General features: G+C 59.9%; 16 protein-coding genes. All 16 read right to left on the bottom strand.

The window, feature by feature from the left end; genetic code table 11:
* Positions 1-5 precede the first annotated feature (5 nt).
* Genes QZ329_RS04640 through cdaA form a run of 16 tightly spaced genes read right to left on the bottom strand, consistent with a single transcriptional unit; the run spans position 6 to position 13,862 of the window.
* Positions 6-737, bottom strand: coding sequence for a Stp1/IreP family PP2C-type Ser/Thr phosphatase (locus tag QZ329_RS04640; RefSeq protein WP_295748841.1), 732 nt, complete (start codon positions 735-737; stop codon positions 6-8).
* Positions 734-1,771, bottom strand: coding sequence for a 23S rRNA (adenine(2503)-C(2))-methyltransferase RlmN (gene rlmN / locus QZ329_RS04635; RefSeq protein WP_295748839.1), 1,038 nt, complete (start codon positions 1,769-1,771; stop codon positions 734-736). The genes QZ329_RS04640 and rlmN overlap by 4 nt, the downstream gene beginning before the upstream one ends.
* Positions 1,772-1,782: 11 nt before the next feature.
* Positions 1,783-3,099: a 16S rRNA (cytosine(967)-C(5))-methyltransferase RsmB gene (rsmB, locus tag QZ329_RS04630; RefSeq protein ID WP_295748836.1), complete on the bottom strand. Its 1,317-nt coding sequence runs from the start codon at positions 3,097-3,099 to the stop codon at positions 1,783-1,785.
* On the bottom strand, positions 3,096-3,839 hold the full coding sequence (locus tag QZ329_RS04625; protein ID WP_295748832.1) for a zinc metallopeptidase: 744 nt from the start codon (positions 3,837-3,839) through the stop codon (positions 3,096-3,098). The genes rsmB and QZ329_RS04625 overlap by 4 nt, the downstream gene beginning before the upstream one ends.
* A 15-nt stretch (positions 3,840-3,854) precedes the next feature.
* Positions 3,855-4,775 carry a methionyl-tRNA formyltransferase gene (fmt, locus tag QZ329_RS04620; RefSeq protein WP_295748829.1) on the bottom strand — a complete coding sequence of 307 codons (921 nt, stop codon included), beginning with the start codon at positions 4,773-4,775 and terminating at the stop codon, positions 3,855-3,857.
* Positions 4,775-5,275 (bottom strand): peptide deformylase, encoded by a 501-nt coding sequence (gene def, locus QZ329_RS04615; protein ID WP_295748827.1) that lies wholly within the window; start codon positions 5,273-5,275, stop codon positions 4,775-4,777. The genes fmt and def overlap by 1 nt, the downstream gene beginning before the upstream one ends.
* An 11-nt stretch (positions 5,276-5,286) precedes the next feature.
* Complete coding sequence (priA, locus tag QZ329_RS04610; protein WP_295748824.1) at positions 5,287-7,722, bottom strand: primosomal protein N'; 2,436 nt, start codon at positions 7,720-7,722, stop codon at positions 5,287-5,289.
* A 9-nt stretch (positions 7,723-7,731) separates the two neighbouring features.
* Positions 7,732-7,947 carry a DNA-directed RNA polymerase subunit omega gene (gene rpoZ / locus QZ329_RS04605; protein ID WP_295748821.1) on the bottom strand — a complete coding sequence of 72 codons (216 nt, stop codon included), beginning with the start codon at positions 7,945-7,947 and terminating at the stop codon, positions 7,732-7,734.
* A 40-nt stretch (positions 7,948-7,987) separates the two neighbouring features.
* Positions 7,988-8,584, bottom strand: coding sequence for a guanylate kinase (gene gmk, locus QZ329_RS04600; RefSeq protein WP_295748818.1), 597 nt, complete (start codon positions 8,582-8,584; stop codon positions 7,988-7,990).
* Positions 8,581-8,829, bottom strand: coding sequence for a DUF370 domain-containing protein (locus QZ329_RS04595; RefSeq protein WP_295748816.1), 249 nt, complete (start codon positions 8,827-8,829; stop codon positions 8,581-8,583). The genes gmk and QZ329_RS04595 overlap by 4 nt, the downstream gene beginning before the upstream one ends.
* Positions 8,830-8,831: 2 nt before the next feature.
* On the bottom strand, positions 8,832-9,713 hold the full coding sequence (locus QZ329_RS04590) for a YicC/YloC family endoribonuclease (protein ID WP_295748813.1): 882 nt from the start codon (positions 9,711-9,713) through the stop codon (positions 8,832-8,834).
* 17 nt (positions 9,714-9,730) lie between these two features.
* Positions 9,731-10,336, bottom strand: coding sequence for a DnaJ domain-containing protein (locus tag QZ329_RS04585; RefSeq protein ID WP_295748809.1), 606 nt, complete (start codon positions 10,334-10,336; stop codon positions 9,731-9,733).
* On the bottom strand, positions 10,333-11,220 hold the full coding sequence (locus tag QZ329_RS04580) for a DUF5685 family protein (protein WP_295748807.1): 888 nt from the start codon (positions 11,218-11,220) through the stop codon (positions 10,333-10,335). Before QZ329_RS04580 ends, QZ329_RS04585 begins: the two co-directional genes overlap by 4 nt.
* Entirely contained in the window at positions 11,220-11,630 is a 411-nt protein-coding gene (locus tag QZ329_RS04575) for a SoxR reducing system RseC family protein (RefSeq protein WP_295748805.1), read from the bottom strand. Before QZ329_RS04575 ends, QZ329_RS04580 begins: the two co-directional genes overlap by 1 nt.
* A 31-nt stretch (positions 11,631-11,661) precedes the next feature.
* A complete protein-coding gene (locus QZ329_RS04570; RefSeq protein ID WP_295748802.1) occupies positions 11,662-12,993 on the bottom strand; it encodes a CdaR family protein in 1,332 nt (443 codons plus the stop codon).
* 2 nt (positions 12,994-12,995) lie between these two features.
* Positions 12,996-13,862 (bottom strand): diadenylate cyclase CdaA, encoded by an 867-nt coding sequence (cdaA, locus tag QZ329_RS04565; RefSeq protein WP_295748799.1) that lies wholly within the window; start codon positions 13,860-13,862, stop codon positions 12,996-12,998.
* Between the last annotated feature and the right edge of the window lie 169 nt (positions 13,863-14,031).

Here is a 14,031-nt window from a genome sequence, read left to right as displayed (position 1 = left end):
CTTCCTTATAGATTCCTCGCCAAAACGACGGTCACATTGTCCGACGCGCCCCGGCTTTTGGAGAGGTTCAGCAGCCGGTCCATGCAGGTCTCCGTATCTTCCCGGAGGACCTCCGTCAAAATCTCCTGGTCCGTCACCGTGTTTACCAGGCCGTCGGTGCAGAGGAGCAGAAAGTCCCCCGGCGCCAGCTGGCAGGTATAGCAATCACACTCCGGGTCCACATCCGGTCCCAGAGCCCGGGTGATCAGATTGCGGTTGGGATGGCGCCGGGCCTCCTCCGCCGTGATGTCTCCCCGTTCCACCATATGCTCCACCAGAGAGTGGTCGCGGGTGACCTGGACAATGCGGTCCTTTGTAATGTGATAGGCCCGGCTGTCCCCCACATTGGCAATCACCACGCCGCCGTCAAACGAGACGGCGGAGACCAGAGTGGTTCCCATGTTCCGGTAGTCCACGGAGCTTCTGGCCGCTTCCCGCACGGCGCGGTTTGCCAGGGCCACTGCCACTACGGATATCTCCCGCAGCCGGTCCGGCTTCGTGCCGGCAGAGAGTCGCTTTTCCATTTCCGCGGAAAAGGTATCCACCGCGATGCGGCTGGCCAGCTTTCCGCCGGCGGAGCCGCCCATCCCGTCGCAGACCACGCAGATCGTGTGGCCAAAGGCTTCCATCACCGCAAAGGCGTCCTGATTCTCTTTACGGACGAGACCCGTATCGGTGATGCTCCATATGTTTGTCATTGGGAAACCTCCCCTTTCTCTGCTTCCGCCTTCCTGCGGAGCTGTCCGCAGGCGGCGTCTATATCTCCGCCCAGGCTTCGCCGCACAGTGGCGGTAACGCCATGGGATTCCAAACGTTTTTGGAACGCCGCCATCCGGCGGGAGGGCCGGAAGGGACTTTCCGTCACGTCATTCAGCGGAATCAGGTTCACGTGGCCAGGCATTCCCCGCAGGCGTCTGGCGATGAGGTCCGCCTGCCAGTCCTGGTCGTTGACGCCGTCAATCATGGCGTACTCAAAGGAGATTCGCCGCCCGGTTTTCCGAAAATAGTTGTGACAGGCGGCGAACAGTTCCTCCACGTCGAAGGCCCGGTTTACCGGCATGATTCGGGAGCGGGTCTCACGGTCCGGAGCGTGGAGGGAGACGGACAGCGTCAATTGCAGCCCCAACTCCGAAAGACGCCGGATACCCGGAAGTACGCCGCAGGTCGAAAGAGAGATATGCCGCATTCCAATGTTCAGCCCGTCCGGACTGTTGACAATCTCCAGAAACTTCAGCACAGCGTCCAGATTATCCATCGGCTCGCCAATGCCCATCAGCACAATATTGGAAATGAGGGCTCCGGAGTCCTTCTGTGTAAAGATCACCTGGTCCAGCAGCTCTCCCGGCGTCAAATCCCGGACCTTTCCGGCTATGGTGGACGCACAAAAGGCGCAGCCCATCCGACAGCCCACCTGAGAGGAAATGCAGACCGTGTTTCCGTGACGGTAACGCATGAGCACCGACTCAATGCAGTTGCCGTCCGTCAGTTCCCATAGATATTTGACGGTGCCGTCTTTGGCGGAGACCTGCTTTCTGGCCACGCGCGGAACCGTCAGCAGGCAGGTCTCCTGAAGCCGTTCCCGAAAAGGCCGGGAGAGGTTTGACATCTCGTCGAAAGATGTCACGCCCCGGCTCATCCAAGTAAATATCTGCTTGGCCCGAAAGGCCGGTTCTCCCATCTTTCCCACCAGCTCCCGCAGCTCCGGGAGCGTCATGGATTTCAAATCGATCATAAATGCCTCGGTTAAACGCGCCGCGTCATGCGGCAGATGTAAAAGCCGTCGGTGCCGTGGAGGTGCGGCCACAGCGCCGCCTGCCCATCGGTTCTTCCGATGGGTCCGGGCAGCGTGAAGCTCTCCTTTGAAAACTCCGGATGGAGCCCCATAAAGGCGTCCGTAACCCCTTCGTTTTCCTCCGGCAAAATAGTGCAGGTGGAGTAGAGCAGCGTGCCGCCAGGGCGAACATAGCCGGCGGCGTTATCCAATATGGCGTTTTGGAGCACCGGCAGCGCAAAGAGACTGTCTGCCTTCTTTCGCCTGATATCCGGCTTTTTTCGCAGAATCCCCAAGCCGGAGCAAGGGGCGTCCACCAGCACTGCGTCAAAGCGGTTCCGCCATTCCGGACGGCACTGCCGCCCGTCGGCGGCTTCCGTTTGTATGGACGAGACGCCAAGACGAACGGCGCTCTCCCGGATGCGCTTGAGCTTGTTTTCGTGGAGATCACAGGAGACGATCTCTCCCCGGTCTCCCATCGCCATGGCAGCGGCAAAGGACTTTCCTCCTGGGGCGGCACAGACATCCAGCACCCGGCTTCCAGGCCGTATGTCCGCCGCCAGAACCGCCAGCCGCGCCGCCGGGTCCTGTACATAAAACGCTCCCATTTGGAAAGCCTTCAGACGCTCCAGGTTTCCGGTTCCGGAAAGGAGCAGGCAGTCCGGCAGCCAGGGATGAGGTTCCGCCCGTACGCCCTCTGCCAGCAAAGTCTCTGCTGTCTGCTCCGCAGTAAAACGGCAGGTATTGATCTGGACGGCGGTAGGCGGCTGGCCGTTGCCGGCGCGAAGGAACGCCTCTGTCCCCTCTCTGCCCAGCAGCGCCAAAAGCCGCTTCACCAACCACTTGGGATGGCTGTAGCGGATGGAGAGATACGCCGCCTCATTCCGGTCCGGGATGGCAGGCAGCGCGCCCTTTTCCCGGCAGAGCCGCCGGAGCACGGCGTTCACCAGTCCTGCCGCCTGCCCCCGGCCCGCCCCCTTGGCCAATTCCACGGAGGTATGGACGGCGGCGCTGTCCGGAACCCGGTCCAGAAACAGAATCTGGTAAGCGCCGATCCGCAAAATATCCGCCAGCGGCGGCTGCAAATGGTCCAGCTTCTGAGAGCAGAAGCCGGAGAGATAAAAATCCAGCAGAGTCTCGTTTTGAATCACGCCGTACACAATCCGGCTGCACAGCCCCGCGTCGGCGGCGGAAAGCTGCTCCAGTCCTGCGTTCAGCGCGGCGTCCGCCCAAGCTCCCCGCACGCGGCAGGCAGTGAGAACGGACAGCGCTTGCTTCCGCGCGCTCATCTTCGCCCGTGTCCCCGGCGGTCGCCTTGATTGCTCCGGCCGAGGAAAATCAGCACATAACGCAGCAGCTGCAAAGCCGACATCAGCAGCGCCGCCACATAGGTTAACGCCGCCGCCCGCAGAACCTTCCTGGCTCCGGGCAGCTCCTCGCCATCCAAAAGCCCGCGTTCCTCAAGGGTTTCCATTGCCCGGTGAGAGGCGTTGAACTCCACCGGCAGCGTCACCAGCTGAAAAAAGGTGGTCAAAGAAAAGAGGAGGATTCCCACGAGAAATAAACTCTGACTATACAGCAGCATCCCCGCCAGAAGCAAGAGAATGGAGCAGCGGGACCCCAGATTTGTCAGGGGGACAATGGCGTTCCGCAGGCGGATGGGCGCGTACCCCACCGCATACTGAACGGCATGACCCGCCTCGTGGGCCGCTACGCCCACCGCCGCCACAGTGGCGGCGCCATAAACAGGCTGGGAGAGGTAAATGGTGTTGTCTCTGGGGTCGTAGTGGTCCGTCAAACTGCCCCAGGTGGAACGGATGGAAACGTCGTAAACCCCGTTGGCCCGCAGCACAGCCTCTGCCGCCTGCGCCCCGGTAAGCCGCCGCCGGTTGGGAACCCGGCTGTACTTTTTGAAGCTGCCGCTGACCTGAGCCTGAGCCCAGAGGGAGAGAATCATCACCGGAATCAGCAGAAGGAAATAGATGTTGTTGGCCAGAAAGTCCCCGTAGCTACTATAATAATAAGGCATATAGACCCTCGAATTTCATCGTTGAATGGGATGTCCCAATAAATATGCGGCGGCAGACATGCGTTTTCCGCCTTTGGCCTGGAGCTCCATTATCCGAAGAACCTTTCCGTCGCCGCAGGCGATGTCGATTCCCTGCTTCCCCGCCGCCGTGATGACGCCGGGACGCGCGGCGGTTGCTTCTCCGGTCTCCAGGACGCCGTAGAGCTTCATCTCCTCGCCGCTGATCACATCCGTCACCGCGCAGGGCCAAGGCAGAAGCCCCCGGACTTGACAGCTGATCTCGTGGGCAGTGCGGGTCCAATCCACGGGAGACAACTCCTTCCCCAGCATGGGCGCATAAGTGTGCAACTCATGATTCTGAGGCGTCCGGGCCGCCGTTCCCGCCGCCAGAGCCTCAACGGCTGCCGACAGGGTCTCCGCCCCCAGCCTTGCCAGCCGGGCGGTAAGCGCCTGTGCATCCTCGGTTTCGCCGATGGGTGTAGATTTTTGCAGAATGATGTCACCGGCGTCCAGCTCCTTGGCCATATACATAATGGTGACGCCGGTATGCGTTTCCCCGTTCAGCACCGCCCAGTTGATAGGGGCTGCCCCCCGGTATTTCGGCAGGAGCGAAGAATGCACATTGACGGACCCCAGAGGCGGTACGTTCAAAATCTCCTCCGGCAGCAGTTTTCCATACGCCGCCACAACGATGAGCTCCGGCGCCAGAGCGCGAACCTGCTCCAAAGCCGCCTCATTCCGCAGAGACGCCGGCTGGTAAACCATCAATTCTTTCGTAATGGCGTATTCCTTTACAGGTGTGAAGGCCAGCTTATGTCCGCGATTTTTCGGCTTATCCGGCTGTGTAAAAACGCCGCAGATTTCATGCCCGTCCTCCGTCAGACGCCGGAGGGATTCCACCGCAAATTCCGGCGTTCCCATAAAGAGAATGCGCATCACTCTTCCCCTTCTTCCTTCCTGAAATACTCCTCTACTTCCTCATCCGTCAGAAAGCGGTCAATGTGTTCGGTATAGAGATGTCCATCCAAATGTTCCAGCTCATGGCAGTAGCAGCGGGCGGTCAGCCCCTCTCCTTCGATCTCGAACCAAGCGCCGTTCCGATCCTGTGCCCGCACGCGAACATAGTTGGGCCGTGTGACCAGCCCCCACTTGCCGGGGACGCTGAGGCAGCCTTCCGGCCCCGTCTGCTCCCCGCTTTGATGGATGATCTCCGGGTTTACCAGCTCGATATATTCCTCCGATTCCTCGTCCATAACCACACAGACCCTTCGGAGAATTCCCACCTGAGGCGCGGCCAAGCCCATGCCCTCCGCGTGCGATAAGGTTTCCACCAGATCATCCATCAGCGCGTGCAGGCGCGGATTGAACTCCGTCACAGGACGGCAGACCTTATTCAGGCAGTCCTCTCCCTGTTCCACGATTTTACGCAATGCCATGTTTGAACCTCCTACTCCGCAGCGTTGCACTCTGCGAAAATATTGAATCCGCGGTTGGCGCTGTTTCCAGCGAAAGACCGCAGCAATCCGCCGATCCGTTCTCTGGTTCCTTTATCGTTTTTTCCCACCAGCAAAATCCGGTAACGGTAGCGGTTGTTGACCTTCAGAATCGGAGCGGGCGCGGGGCCCAGAACCTCCTCATTTCCGCTCTGCCGGAGCACATCCCGCACGCCTATGGCGGCCCGCAGCACCGCGCCCTCCTCTACTCCGGAAATCGTAATCGTGAAGAGGTCCGCAAAAGGAGGAAGACGGCGCAGGCGGCGCACCCGCAGTTCGCTTTCATAAAAGCGGTCGTAATCCTGCCGGGCGGCGCACTGAATTACGTCGTTGTTCGGCGTGTAGGTCTGAATCACGGCCCGGCCGGTTTTCCCGCCCCGGCCCGCCCGGCCCACCACCTGGGTCAGCAGGCTGAAGGTCCGCTCCGCCGCCCGGTAATTGTCCAGATACAGCGAAAGGTCGGCGGCCAGAACGCCGACTAAGGTCACGTTTTCAAAGTCCAGTCCCTTGGCCACCATCTGGGTGCCCAGCAAAATGGGAATGCGTTCTTTTTCAAACCGGCGCAGCAGCTTCTCATGCCCTCCCGCCGCCGTGTCGGCGTCCATCCGCAGGACCTCCGCGCCGGGCAGCAGCAAGGAGAGCTCCTCTTCCACTTTTTGTGTGCCTGTCCCGATCTGCTTCATGATGCCTCCGCAGACTGGGCAGGCTTCCAAGCTCCTTTGAGAATGGCCGCAGTGATGGCACATCAGCCGCCCATTGGCGGAGTGATACGTCAGCGGCGCGCTGCATCGGGGGCACTCCGGTACATAGCCGCACTCACCGCACAGCACATAGCGGCTGCTGCCCCGGCGGTTCAGGAAGAGGATGCTCTGTTCCCCATTCTGAAGGTTCCGCTCCAGCTCCTGCCGGAGGTCCGCCCCGATCAGACCGGGATTTCCGGCCTTGATTTCCTGACGGAGGTCTGCGATCAACACTTGAGGCAGACTGCGGTCGTTGTACCGGCAACGCAGCAGCGCTTTGCGGTACTGCCCCGTCTCCGCCGCCCAAGCCGTCTCAATAGAGGGCGTGGCGGAACCCAGGACCAGCAGCGCCTTGTCCCTGGCGCACAGATATTTGGCAACGTCCCGGGTGTGATACCGGGGCGGATTTTCCGATTGGTAGCTGCCCTCCTGCTCCTCATCCAGAATGATAACGCCCAGATTTTGCAGAGGGGCAAAAATGGCGGAACGGGTTCCCAATACCACCCGGACCTCTCCCCGGCGAATCCGCTTCCACTGGTCGTAGCGCTCCGTCATACGCAGTCCGCTGTGGAGCATGGCCACATCCCCGCCGAAATAGGAGGAGAACTTTCCCATCATCTGAGGCGTCAGAACAATCTCCGGCACCAGGACGATGGCGTTTTTCCCCCCGGACAGTATTTCCTGGACCAGCCGCAAATAGACCTGGGTCTTTCCGCTGCCGGTGACGCCCAGCAAAAGCGCTCCGGAGGCCCGCCCCTCTTCCGCCAGTTTCAAGAAAAGGTCCAGTGCTGCCTGCTGCTCTTCATTCAGGACAATCGGGGGACCTGGCTCCACACTGACGGCGGAGGGAAGCCGCAGCTCCTCCGCCTCGGAAAACTTCAAAAGACCCGCCTTCTCCATTCCGCGGAGCGTGCGCATGGAAGCGCCGGTAAAATAGCTGATCTCCGTACAGGCAGTCTTTCCGGCGGAGGCCAGCAGCCGGACCACCTCGAAGCGGGCTGGAGACGCACGCCGCTTCACCTCTGCCAGCGCCTCCTCGGCGCTGAGAGCCAGCTCGGCCATGCGGCGGGTTTTATCGGAGACCTTTTGCTTCGCGGCGGTCTCCACCCAAACAATTCCCGCTTTCTCCAATGCCCGCAGAACCGGGAGTACGCCCTCCCCATGAACGTCCCGCAGCTCCTCCAGCGCGGCGGAGCCGCCGGAATGGACCAAGGTCTTCCAAACCTCCGCCCCATGGGAAATTCCCCCTGCGGCAGCTTCCGCAGCGGCGGGGTCCAGTTCTCCCTGTATACGCCAGATCTCCTGAATCTGATACCAAAGACCAGCGGGGAGGATGGTCTTCACCGCCTCAAACATGGTGCAGAAATAACGCTGCCGCATCCAGAGCGCCAGGGCCAATCCGGCGCTGTCCAATACCGGCTCCCGGTCCAGCACAGCCGAAACCGCTTTCAGTCCCTGTACTTTTTTCCCCTCGGTCCTGGCGAGGATTACCCCCTCCGACAGCCGGTTTCCCCGGCCAAAGGGCACGGTGACCCGCACGCCGGGAACGGCTTTGTCCGCCAGGGCCTCCGGCACAAAATAGTCATAGGGTTTGTCGATGAAATAAGGTGCGGCGCTGACCGCCACTTTTACAATAGCCGCGGTCTCCATGCCGCGAAATCAGGCCTCTTCCCCGGCCAGGTCCAGACTGCCGGCAGTCAGCTTGCCCTCGGCCACCTCGTGAATGGCCAGCGTTACCGGCTTTTCGTCCAGATGAAGGCCGGTAATTTCCGCATCCTCGGCGATTTGACGGGCCCGGCGGGCCACCACGTTCACCAGCATGTAGCGGTTGGGAATATAAGAATTGAGTTTGCTCATGGCGGGATACAGCATCATGATTGCATCGACTTCCTTTCTGATTTTCATCGTATGAAGGTTATTGCTCGGTAATGATCTCCATGCGGTCCATGGAACGGCAGTGCTCCGCCGTCATGATGGCGTCCAGTTCCATGGCGGCGTTCTCAATGGTATCATTGATGACGAAATAGTGGTATGCTGCGGCAGTCTGGCATTCCACCTTGGCCCGCAGAAGGCGTTTCTGGATTTTTTCCGGACTGTCGGTGCCCCGAAGGGTCAGGCGGCGCTCCAGCTCTTCCCAGCTGGGAGGCGCGATGAAGATCAAAATAGCATCCGGGCGCTTATGGGCAATTTGCAGCGCCCCCTGTACGTCAATTTCCAGAATCACATCCCGTCCCTCGTCCATGGCCTCGTCCACGAAGCGCTTGGGCGTGCCGTAGAAATTGCCTACATATTCGGCATACTCCAGAAACGCATCCCGCGCAATCCAGTCATGAAAGGTCTCCACATCCAAAAAATGGTAGTGAACTCCGTTTTCCTCCCCCTCCCTTGGCGGGCGGGTGGTGGCGGAAACGGAGACATAGATATCTTTCCGTTTTTCCAGAAGAACCTTCAAAACGCTGCCCTTTCCCACGCCGGAGGGCCCGGACACAATAAATGTCTTTCCCTTTTTCATGTATTCTCCTCCTTTGTGTCTGCCGCGATTCCGAATTTCTCAGGCGGCAGAGCTGACAAAATCACGTGGTCGCTGTCCATAATGAAGATCGACGCGGTTTTTCGCCCATAGGTGGCGTCAATCAGCATCCCCCGCTCCCGGCTTTCCTGGGTCATACGGCGGATCGGGGCGGAATCGGGACCGACAATGGCCACCACCCGCTCCCGGGAGACCATGCTCCCGAAACCGATATTGATAAATTCCATAATTACTCGATATTCTGAACCTGTTCCCGCATTTTCTCCACTTCCGCCTTTAAGTTTACCACCACTTGGGCGATGGAGACGTCGCCGCATTTGGAGCCGATGGTATTAGCCTCCCGGTTGACCTCCTGAATGAGGAAATCCATCTTCCGGCCCATGGGTTCGGCGGATTCCAACATGGTTCGCAGTTGGGCCACGTGACTTCTGAGCCGCACCGTCTCCTCGTCAACGGCGACTTTGTCCGCATAGATGGCGGCCTCCGTCAAAATACGCTGGGGATCGATGGAAACGCTTTGCAGTACCTCCTGCATCCGCGTGGTGAGCTTTGCCCGGTATTCCGCCACCGTCTCCGGAGAGCGGGCCTCCACCTGAGCCGTACAGCGCTCAATGGTGTTGAGTCGGTTTCCAATGTCCTCCGCCAGACGGGCGCCTTCCACGCTTCGCATCTCGTTGAACGCCTCCAGCGCCGCGTCCAGCACGGCGCAAAGGTCGGCGGTAACGGTATCCAGGTCCTCATCCGCCTTGGTGACGTTGAGGACGTCCGGAAAACGCGCCAACGCCTCCGGTGTGATGGAATATGCGGCGGAACCGCAGACCTCCGCCAATTCCCTCAGCGCGGCGGCGTATTGTCCCGCAAGTTCCCGGTTGACAGCCACCTTGGTGACGTCGGCGGCGGAGGCGTCCACCGTGACAAAAACATCTATCTTTCCCCGGGAAACCGCCCGCTGAACCCGCTGCTTCAGCATGTCTTCAGCAAAGATATACAGTCGGGGCATCTTCACCGTGCAGTCCAGATAGCGGTTGTTAACCGCCCGGACCTCCACGGTAATATCCCGACTGTTTCTGGTCTCTCTCGCCCGGCCATAGCCGGTCATACTCTTAATCAAGTCAATCTCCCCCTATCTCAAAGGCAGCAATAGCCCCCATTGCAGAGCGTATACGCGCAACACAAAGTCAGGCAGGGATTTCCGGCGCACAGCGTGCCGAAGGGCTCTCCCCCAGGCCGGTAAGGCGATCCGTTCTGCATCAGATTCAAGGCCCTCCGGTATTCGGGATTGCCCGGTTCCATCTGGCAGGCGGTCTGATAATACCGCAGCGCCTCGTCCATCCAGCCCCGGCGGTAGCACACCGCGCCCTTTAAGAAATTCCACTCCGCGCCATGGTCGCCGGTGTTGTTCAGCAGCGCCTCCGCGCGGGCGATGTCCCCCATCTGAATGGCGGCGCGGACCTGCTGAAGAACCGAGGAACCGCCGGAGCCGTACTGCTGCTGCCAGCCTCCGGCATAGCCGGAAGCGCCGGAAGCGCCCGGCCTTCCGCCGCCGCTGCGCCGCTTGTTGATCTCCTCATAAGCGGCGTTGATCTCCTTCATCTTCTCCTGAGCCAAATCCGCCAGCGGATTGTCTTGGTAATTGTCCGGGTGATACTTCCTGGCCAGCTCCCGATATGCCCGCTTGACTTCCTCGTCCGAGGCGCTCTCTGCAATGCCAAGTACCTGATAGGGATCATTCATGTGCTTCTCTCCTGTGTTTCTCTCTGATTGCCCCCGCGCCGGAAGGTGCCGTCCAGCACCGCCTTGCCCACATGGAAAAGGCCGGTATAGAGGGTTTTTTCCAAAACCGGCGTCCACACGCCGAAGTCCCAAAGTTCGTAAGCTGTGACCATCATATGAATGGAGTGGTCCAGGGTGGCCGCAAAGCTCCAGCGGCTCTCCTCCGTCCAGAGGCCCTGTTCCAATCCATAGCGCAGCGCCACCGGGTTATAGCAGCCGGAGCGGAAATCCTTCACCAGATCATCCGCCGCATCCACCAGATAAATCCACCGGCCCAAATGATACAGCAGTTGCTCCAGTACCCGGCGGCGGACCGGCTCGTCCACCGCCCGGGCAGCCCCTTGCAGCAGCACGGCAAAGGTGTCCGCCGCCTGATCCATGGAAGGGCACTGTTCCCTCTCCAGCGCCGCCAGCAGTTCCAGCTGGCGGCGGGTACTCCGGTCAAATTCCGGACGGGCTTTTGCCGCCTTGCGGTAGGCGGGCTCCAGTATCCGGGAGACGCTCCGGTATTTCAGACCGCGGAACCAATCGTGATCCTCCACCCCGTCCCGCAGCTGCCAATAGGCCAGGATTACGCTCTCATCCGCCGCCAGGGCCAGCGCCTCGCTGGACTCCAGCCTCTCCCGCCCGTGAATGGGATGCGCGGCGCAGCGGTCGTGATAAACGGGGCCCTCCTCCGGGCAGCTGAGAAGAATGGCCAGAAAGGTAAAATCATAATTCAGGATAAACCGGGCCGCCGTGCCATACCGTTCTCCCAAGGTATGGCAGAGACCACAGTATGCCCGGCCAAAGCGCTTCCGCTCCTCCTCCGGCAGGTCCTGGGGCGGTCTGACATAGCCAAACATCAGAACAGTCGGACAATGGTAAAGGACAGCCCCCCTTTGGCGCGGAGACGGCGGTCATATGCAACGGCCCCCAACACGCCCAGGATAAAGCCTGCCACGGCGGCGGTATATTGAACCGCCACGCTGGCCGTCACCGCCATCGCCAGGAAATAGCCCAGGAAGAACAGCGCCACAGGAATCAAGTAAACCAGGGCGACGATGCGGAGCATTTTTTGGGTGCTGCTTTCCACCACCACTTTCTGCCCCGGAGCGGCGCCGATTGGGTTGGCCGCCCTGGCGTGAACCGCCGCGCCGCTGACGCCGCAGCCGGCGCACTCCTCGCAGTCGTGGCCGCAGGCCGATTTCCGGGGAACGGATATCTCCGCGTGGCCGGAGTCCAAAATTCGTTCTACAGTTGCAATCTGCGTCATCTTATCCTCCCAATCTGGGGTGCCCGGGCGGTCATTCCGCCGCAGGCTGGTCCTCCGGGGACTCGTCCGGGGGCTCTTCCTCCTCCCCGGTGCCATCCCGAATGGTCACTTGAATCTGGTAATCGCCGCTGATGCCGATGTCACCCTTCCCAACGGTCACTTCCGCCGGAACGGTATACGTGCCGGAGGCGGCGGAGTAATCGCCGAGGTTCAGCGTCACGGAGATGTCCTCCGGCGTAAGGGCGGAAACGTCCGCCTCGGTGCCGAAGACCTTCACCGGCAGGCTGCTGGTCAAGAGCTCCACCGATTTTCCCTCCGGCAGATTCGACCAGGTGATGTTCTCCGTTTCCACCGTGGCGCTGGTCATATCCTCAAAGCGGATCCGCAGGGCGGCGCGGGTGACGCCGCTGAGGTTCTGGCAGCCATCAGGGGGCATGATGGGGTAGTTGGTGGTGGTGTAATTCTCAGAGGCGGTGGTGTCCAACTCTGACAGATCATAATCGTCCAGCTTCAGCGTCTCCACATTTTTCAGCTGTGTAGCGTCGCCGGAGACAAGGATGGTCTGCGGCTCGATATAATACCGGGCGTTCTTTATCCGGCGTCCGGGAGATTCCACGAAATTGACCACCAGGCGCAGCTCCTTGGTGACATATACCGGCAGAGTGGCCCGGACCGTTTCCGCGTTGGCGTGGATGCCGGACTTGTCCAAAAGCTGTCCGTTCTGATCGTAGTATTGCAGTTCCAAATCTTTGGATACGGTCTCCGCCGCGCTGCTGCCGATGTCCAAGGTGACCTTAGCATAGCTGATGGGATCGATGTCCTCCTGAAGTCCCCGGACCTCAACCTCCGTGTGGGAGAGCTGAACCTGGTCGGCGGAGCAGTTCTCCGCCACATTGCCCACCAGCTCGCAGCTGACATCAATGGTCCGGCTGTAGAGTTCGCTGATGTTGACGGAGGCCATTTGGAAGCTGGCGTCCTCCGTCTGGATGGTACTGGGGCTGAATTTTGAGTCGGTATAGCTGATGCTCCAGTTGATTCGCTGTTCTCCGGCGCTGGTAACGTCAAAAAGGCTGACGGTAACCCGTATTTGAGAACGGTCCAATTCGGAAATCAGCCAGCGGGTGCCTTCCAGCGTCAAGTCGATGGAGAGGTCCGTGCCGTCCTCCACCAGCATCAGCCCCCGATCGGTCAAGGTACCCTCCCACAGAAATTCAATGGGAATCCCTTCGAATTCCCTGGTTACGGTTCTGGCCGTGTTGTTGGGGCCGGTGGTCAGATCGGCGTAGAGCCAGATACCGGAGGCCACCAAAATGGACAGCAGCAGGTAAATAACCCTGCGGTGTCCCGTCTTTCCGCTTTCCATACTCACCCGTCCTTTCTGGAGCGCAGAAGGCCCATCAGGCTGAATTTCGGCCTGTCCGTCTCGGATTCCTCCTGCGGAAGCAGTTCATTCCGCAGGAGGTTATCCAACGTCTCCGGCTTCAAATGCCGTTTCAGCATTCCGCCGGTAGCCACGGAGATGGAGCCGGTTTCCTCCGACACGATGACCACCACCGCGTCCGAGTTTTCACTCATGCCGATGCCGGCCCGGTGCCGCATCCCCAGATCCCGGGAGAGGTTCACGTTTTTGCTCAGGGGCAGCATGCAGCCTGCCCCCAGCACCCGCCCGTGGCGGACGATGACAGCGCCGTCGTGCATGGGCGCTTTGACAAAGAAGATGTTTTTCAAAAGCTCGCTGGAGACCGCCGCGTCCAGCACCGTGCCGCTGCGGACCATGTCGTCCAGAAGGATTTCCCGCTCGAACACGATCAACGCTCCGGTACGGGACTGGGACATCTCGGAGCAGGCCAGCACGGTCTGCTCAATGGTCTGTTCCAAGACGCTGGCGTTTTCCGCGCGGGTAAACAAGGCCAGTATCCGCCGGCTGCCCATCTCCTCCAGAATCCGGCGAATCTCCGGCTGGAAGAGAATGATCAGCGCCAGCACGCCCACCTCCACCATGCGGCTCAGCAGGTAGTAGATGCCGTGGAGCTGAAACAGATAACTCAAAAGCAGCGCCGCCAGGAACACAAACAGTCCCTTCAGCAGACTGGCGGCCTTGGTAGTCTGCACCAAAGTCAGCACCTTATAAAGAGCGAAGGCCATAATGGCAATATCCAAAATATCGGTGGCTTCAATTGTCAGCAGATACCGGCCAATGGTGGCACACAGCTCTGTCAGCGTCACATTCATTTTTACGTCGTCATCCCTTTCCTCCCGGCCGCCGGAACAGCGGCTGCATGGGTTCCGATGAAAAATCTGGCTTCAGGTTGCGAATCATTTAGATTAGATTATATAGAACCTGTCGGTAAAAAGCAAGGTAAACCAAGGGAAAATTCCCGGAAAATTCACGAACTGTTCA

It is taken from the genome of uncultured Oscillibacter sp., from assembly GCF_910579365.1.
Classification (GTDB): domain Bacteria; phylum Bacillota; class Clostridia; order Oscillospirales; family Oscillospiraceae; genus Oscillibacter.
Note: the sequence above shows the minus strand (reverse complement) of the source record. Positions and strands in the feature narration are given on the sequence as shown.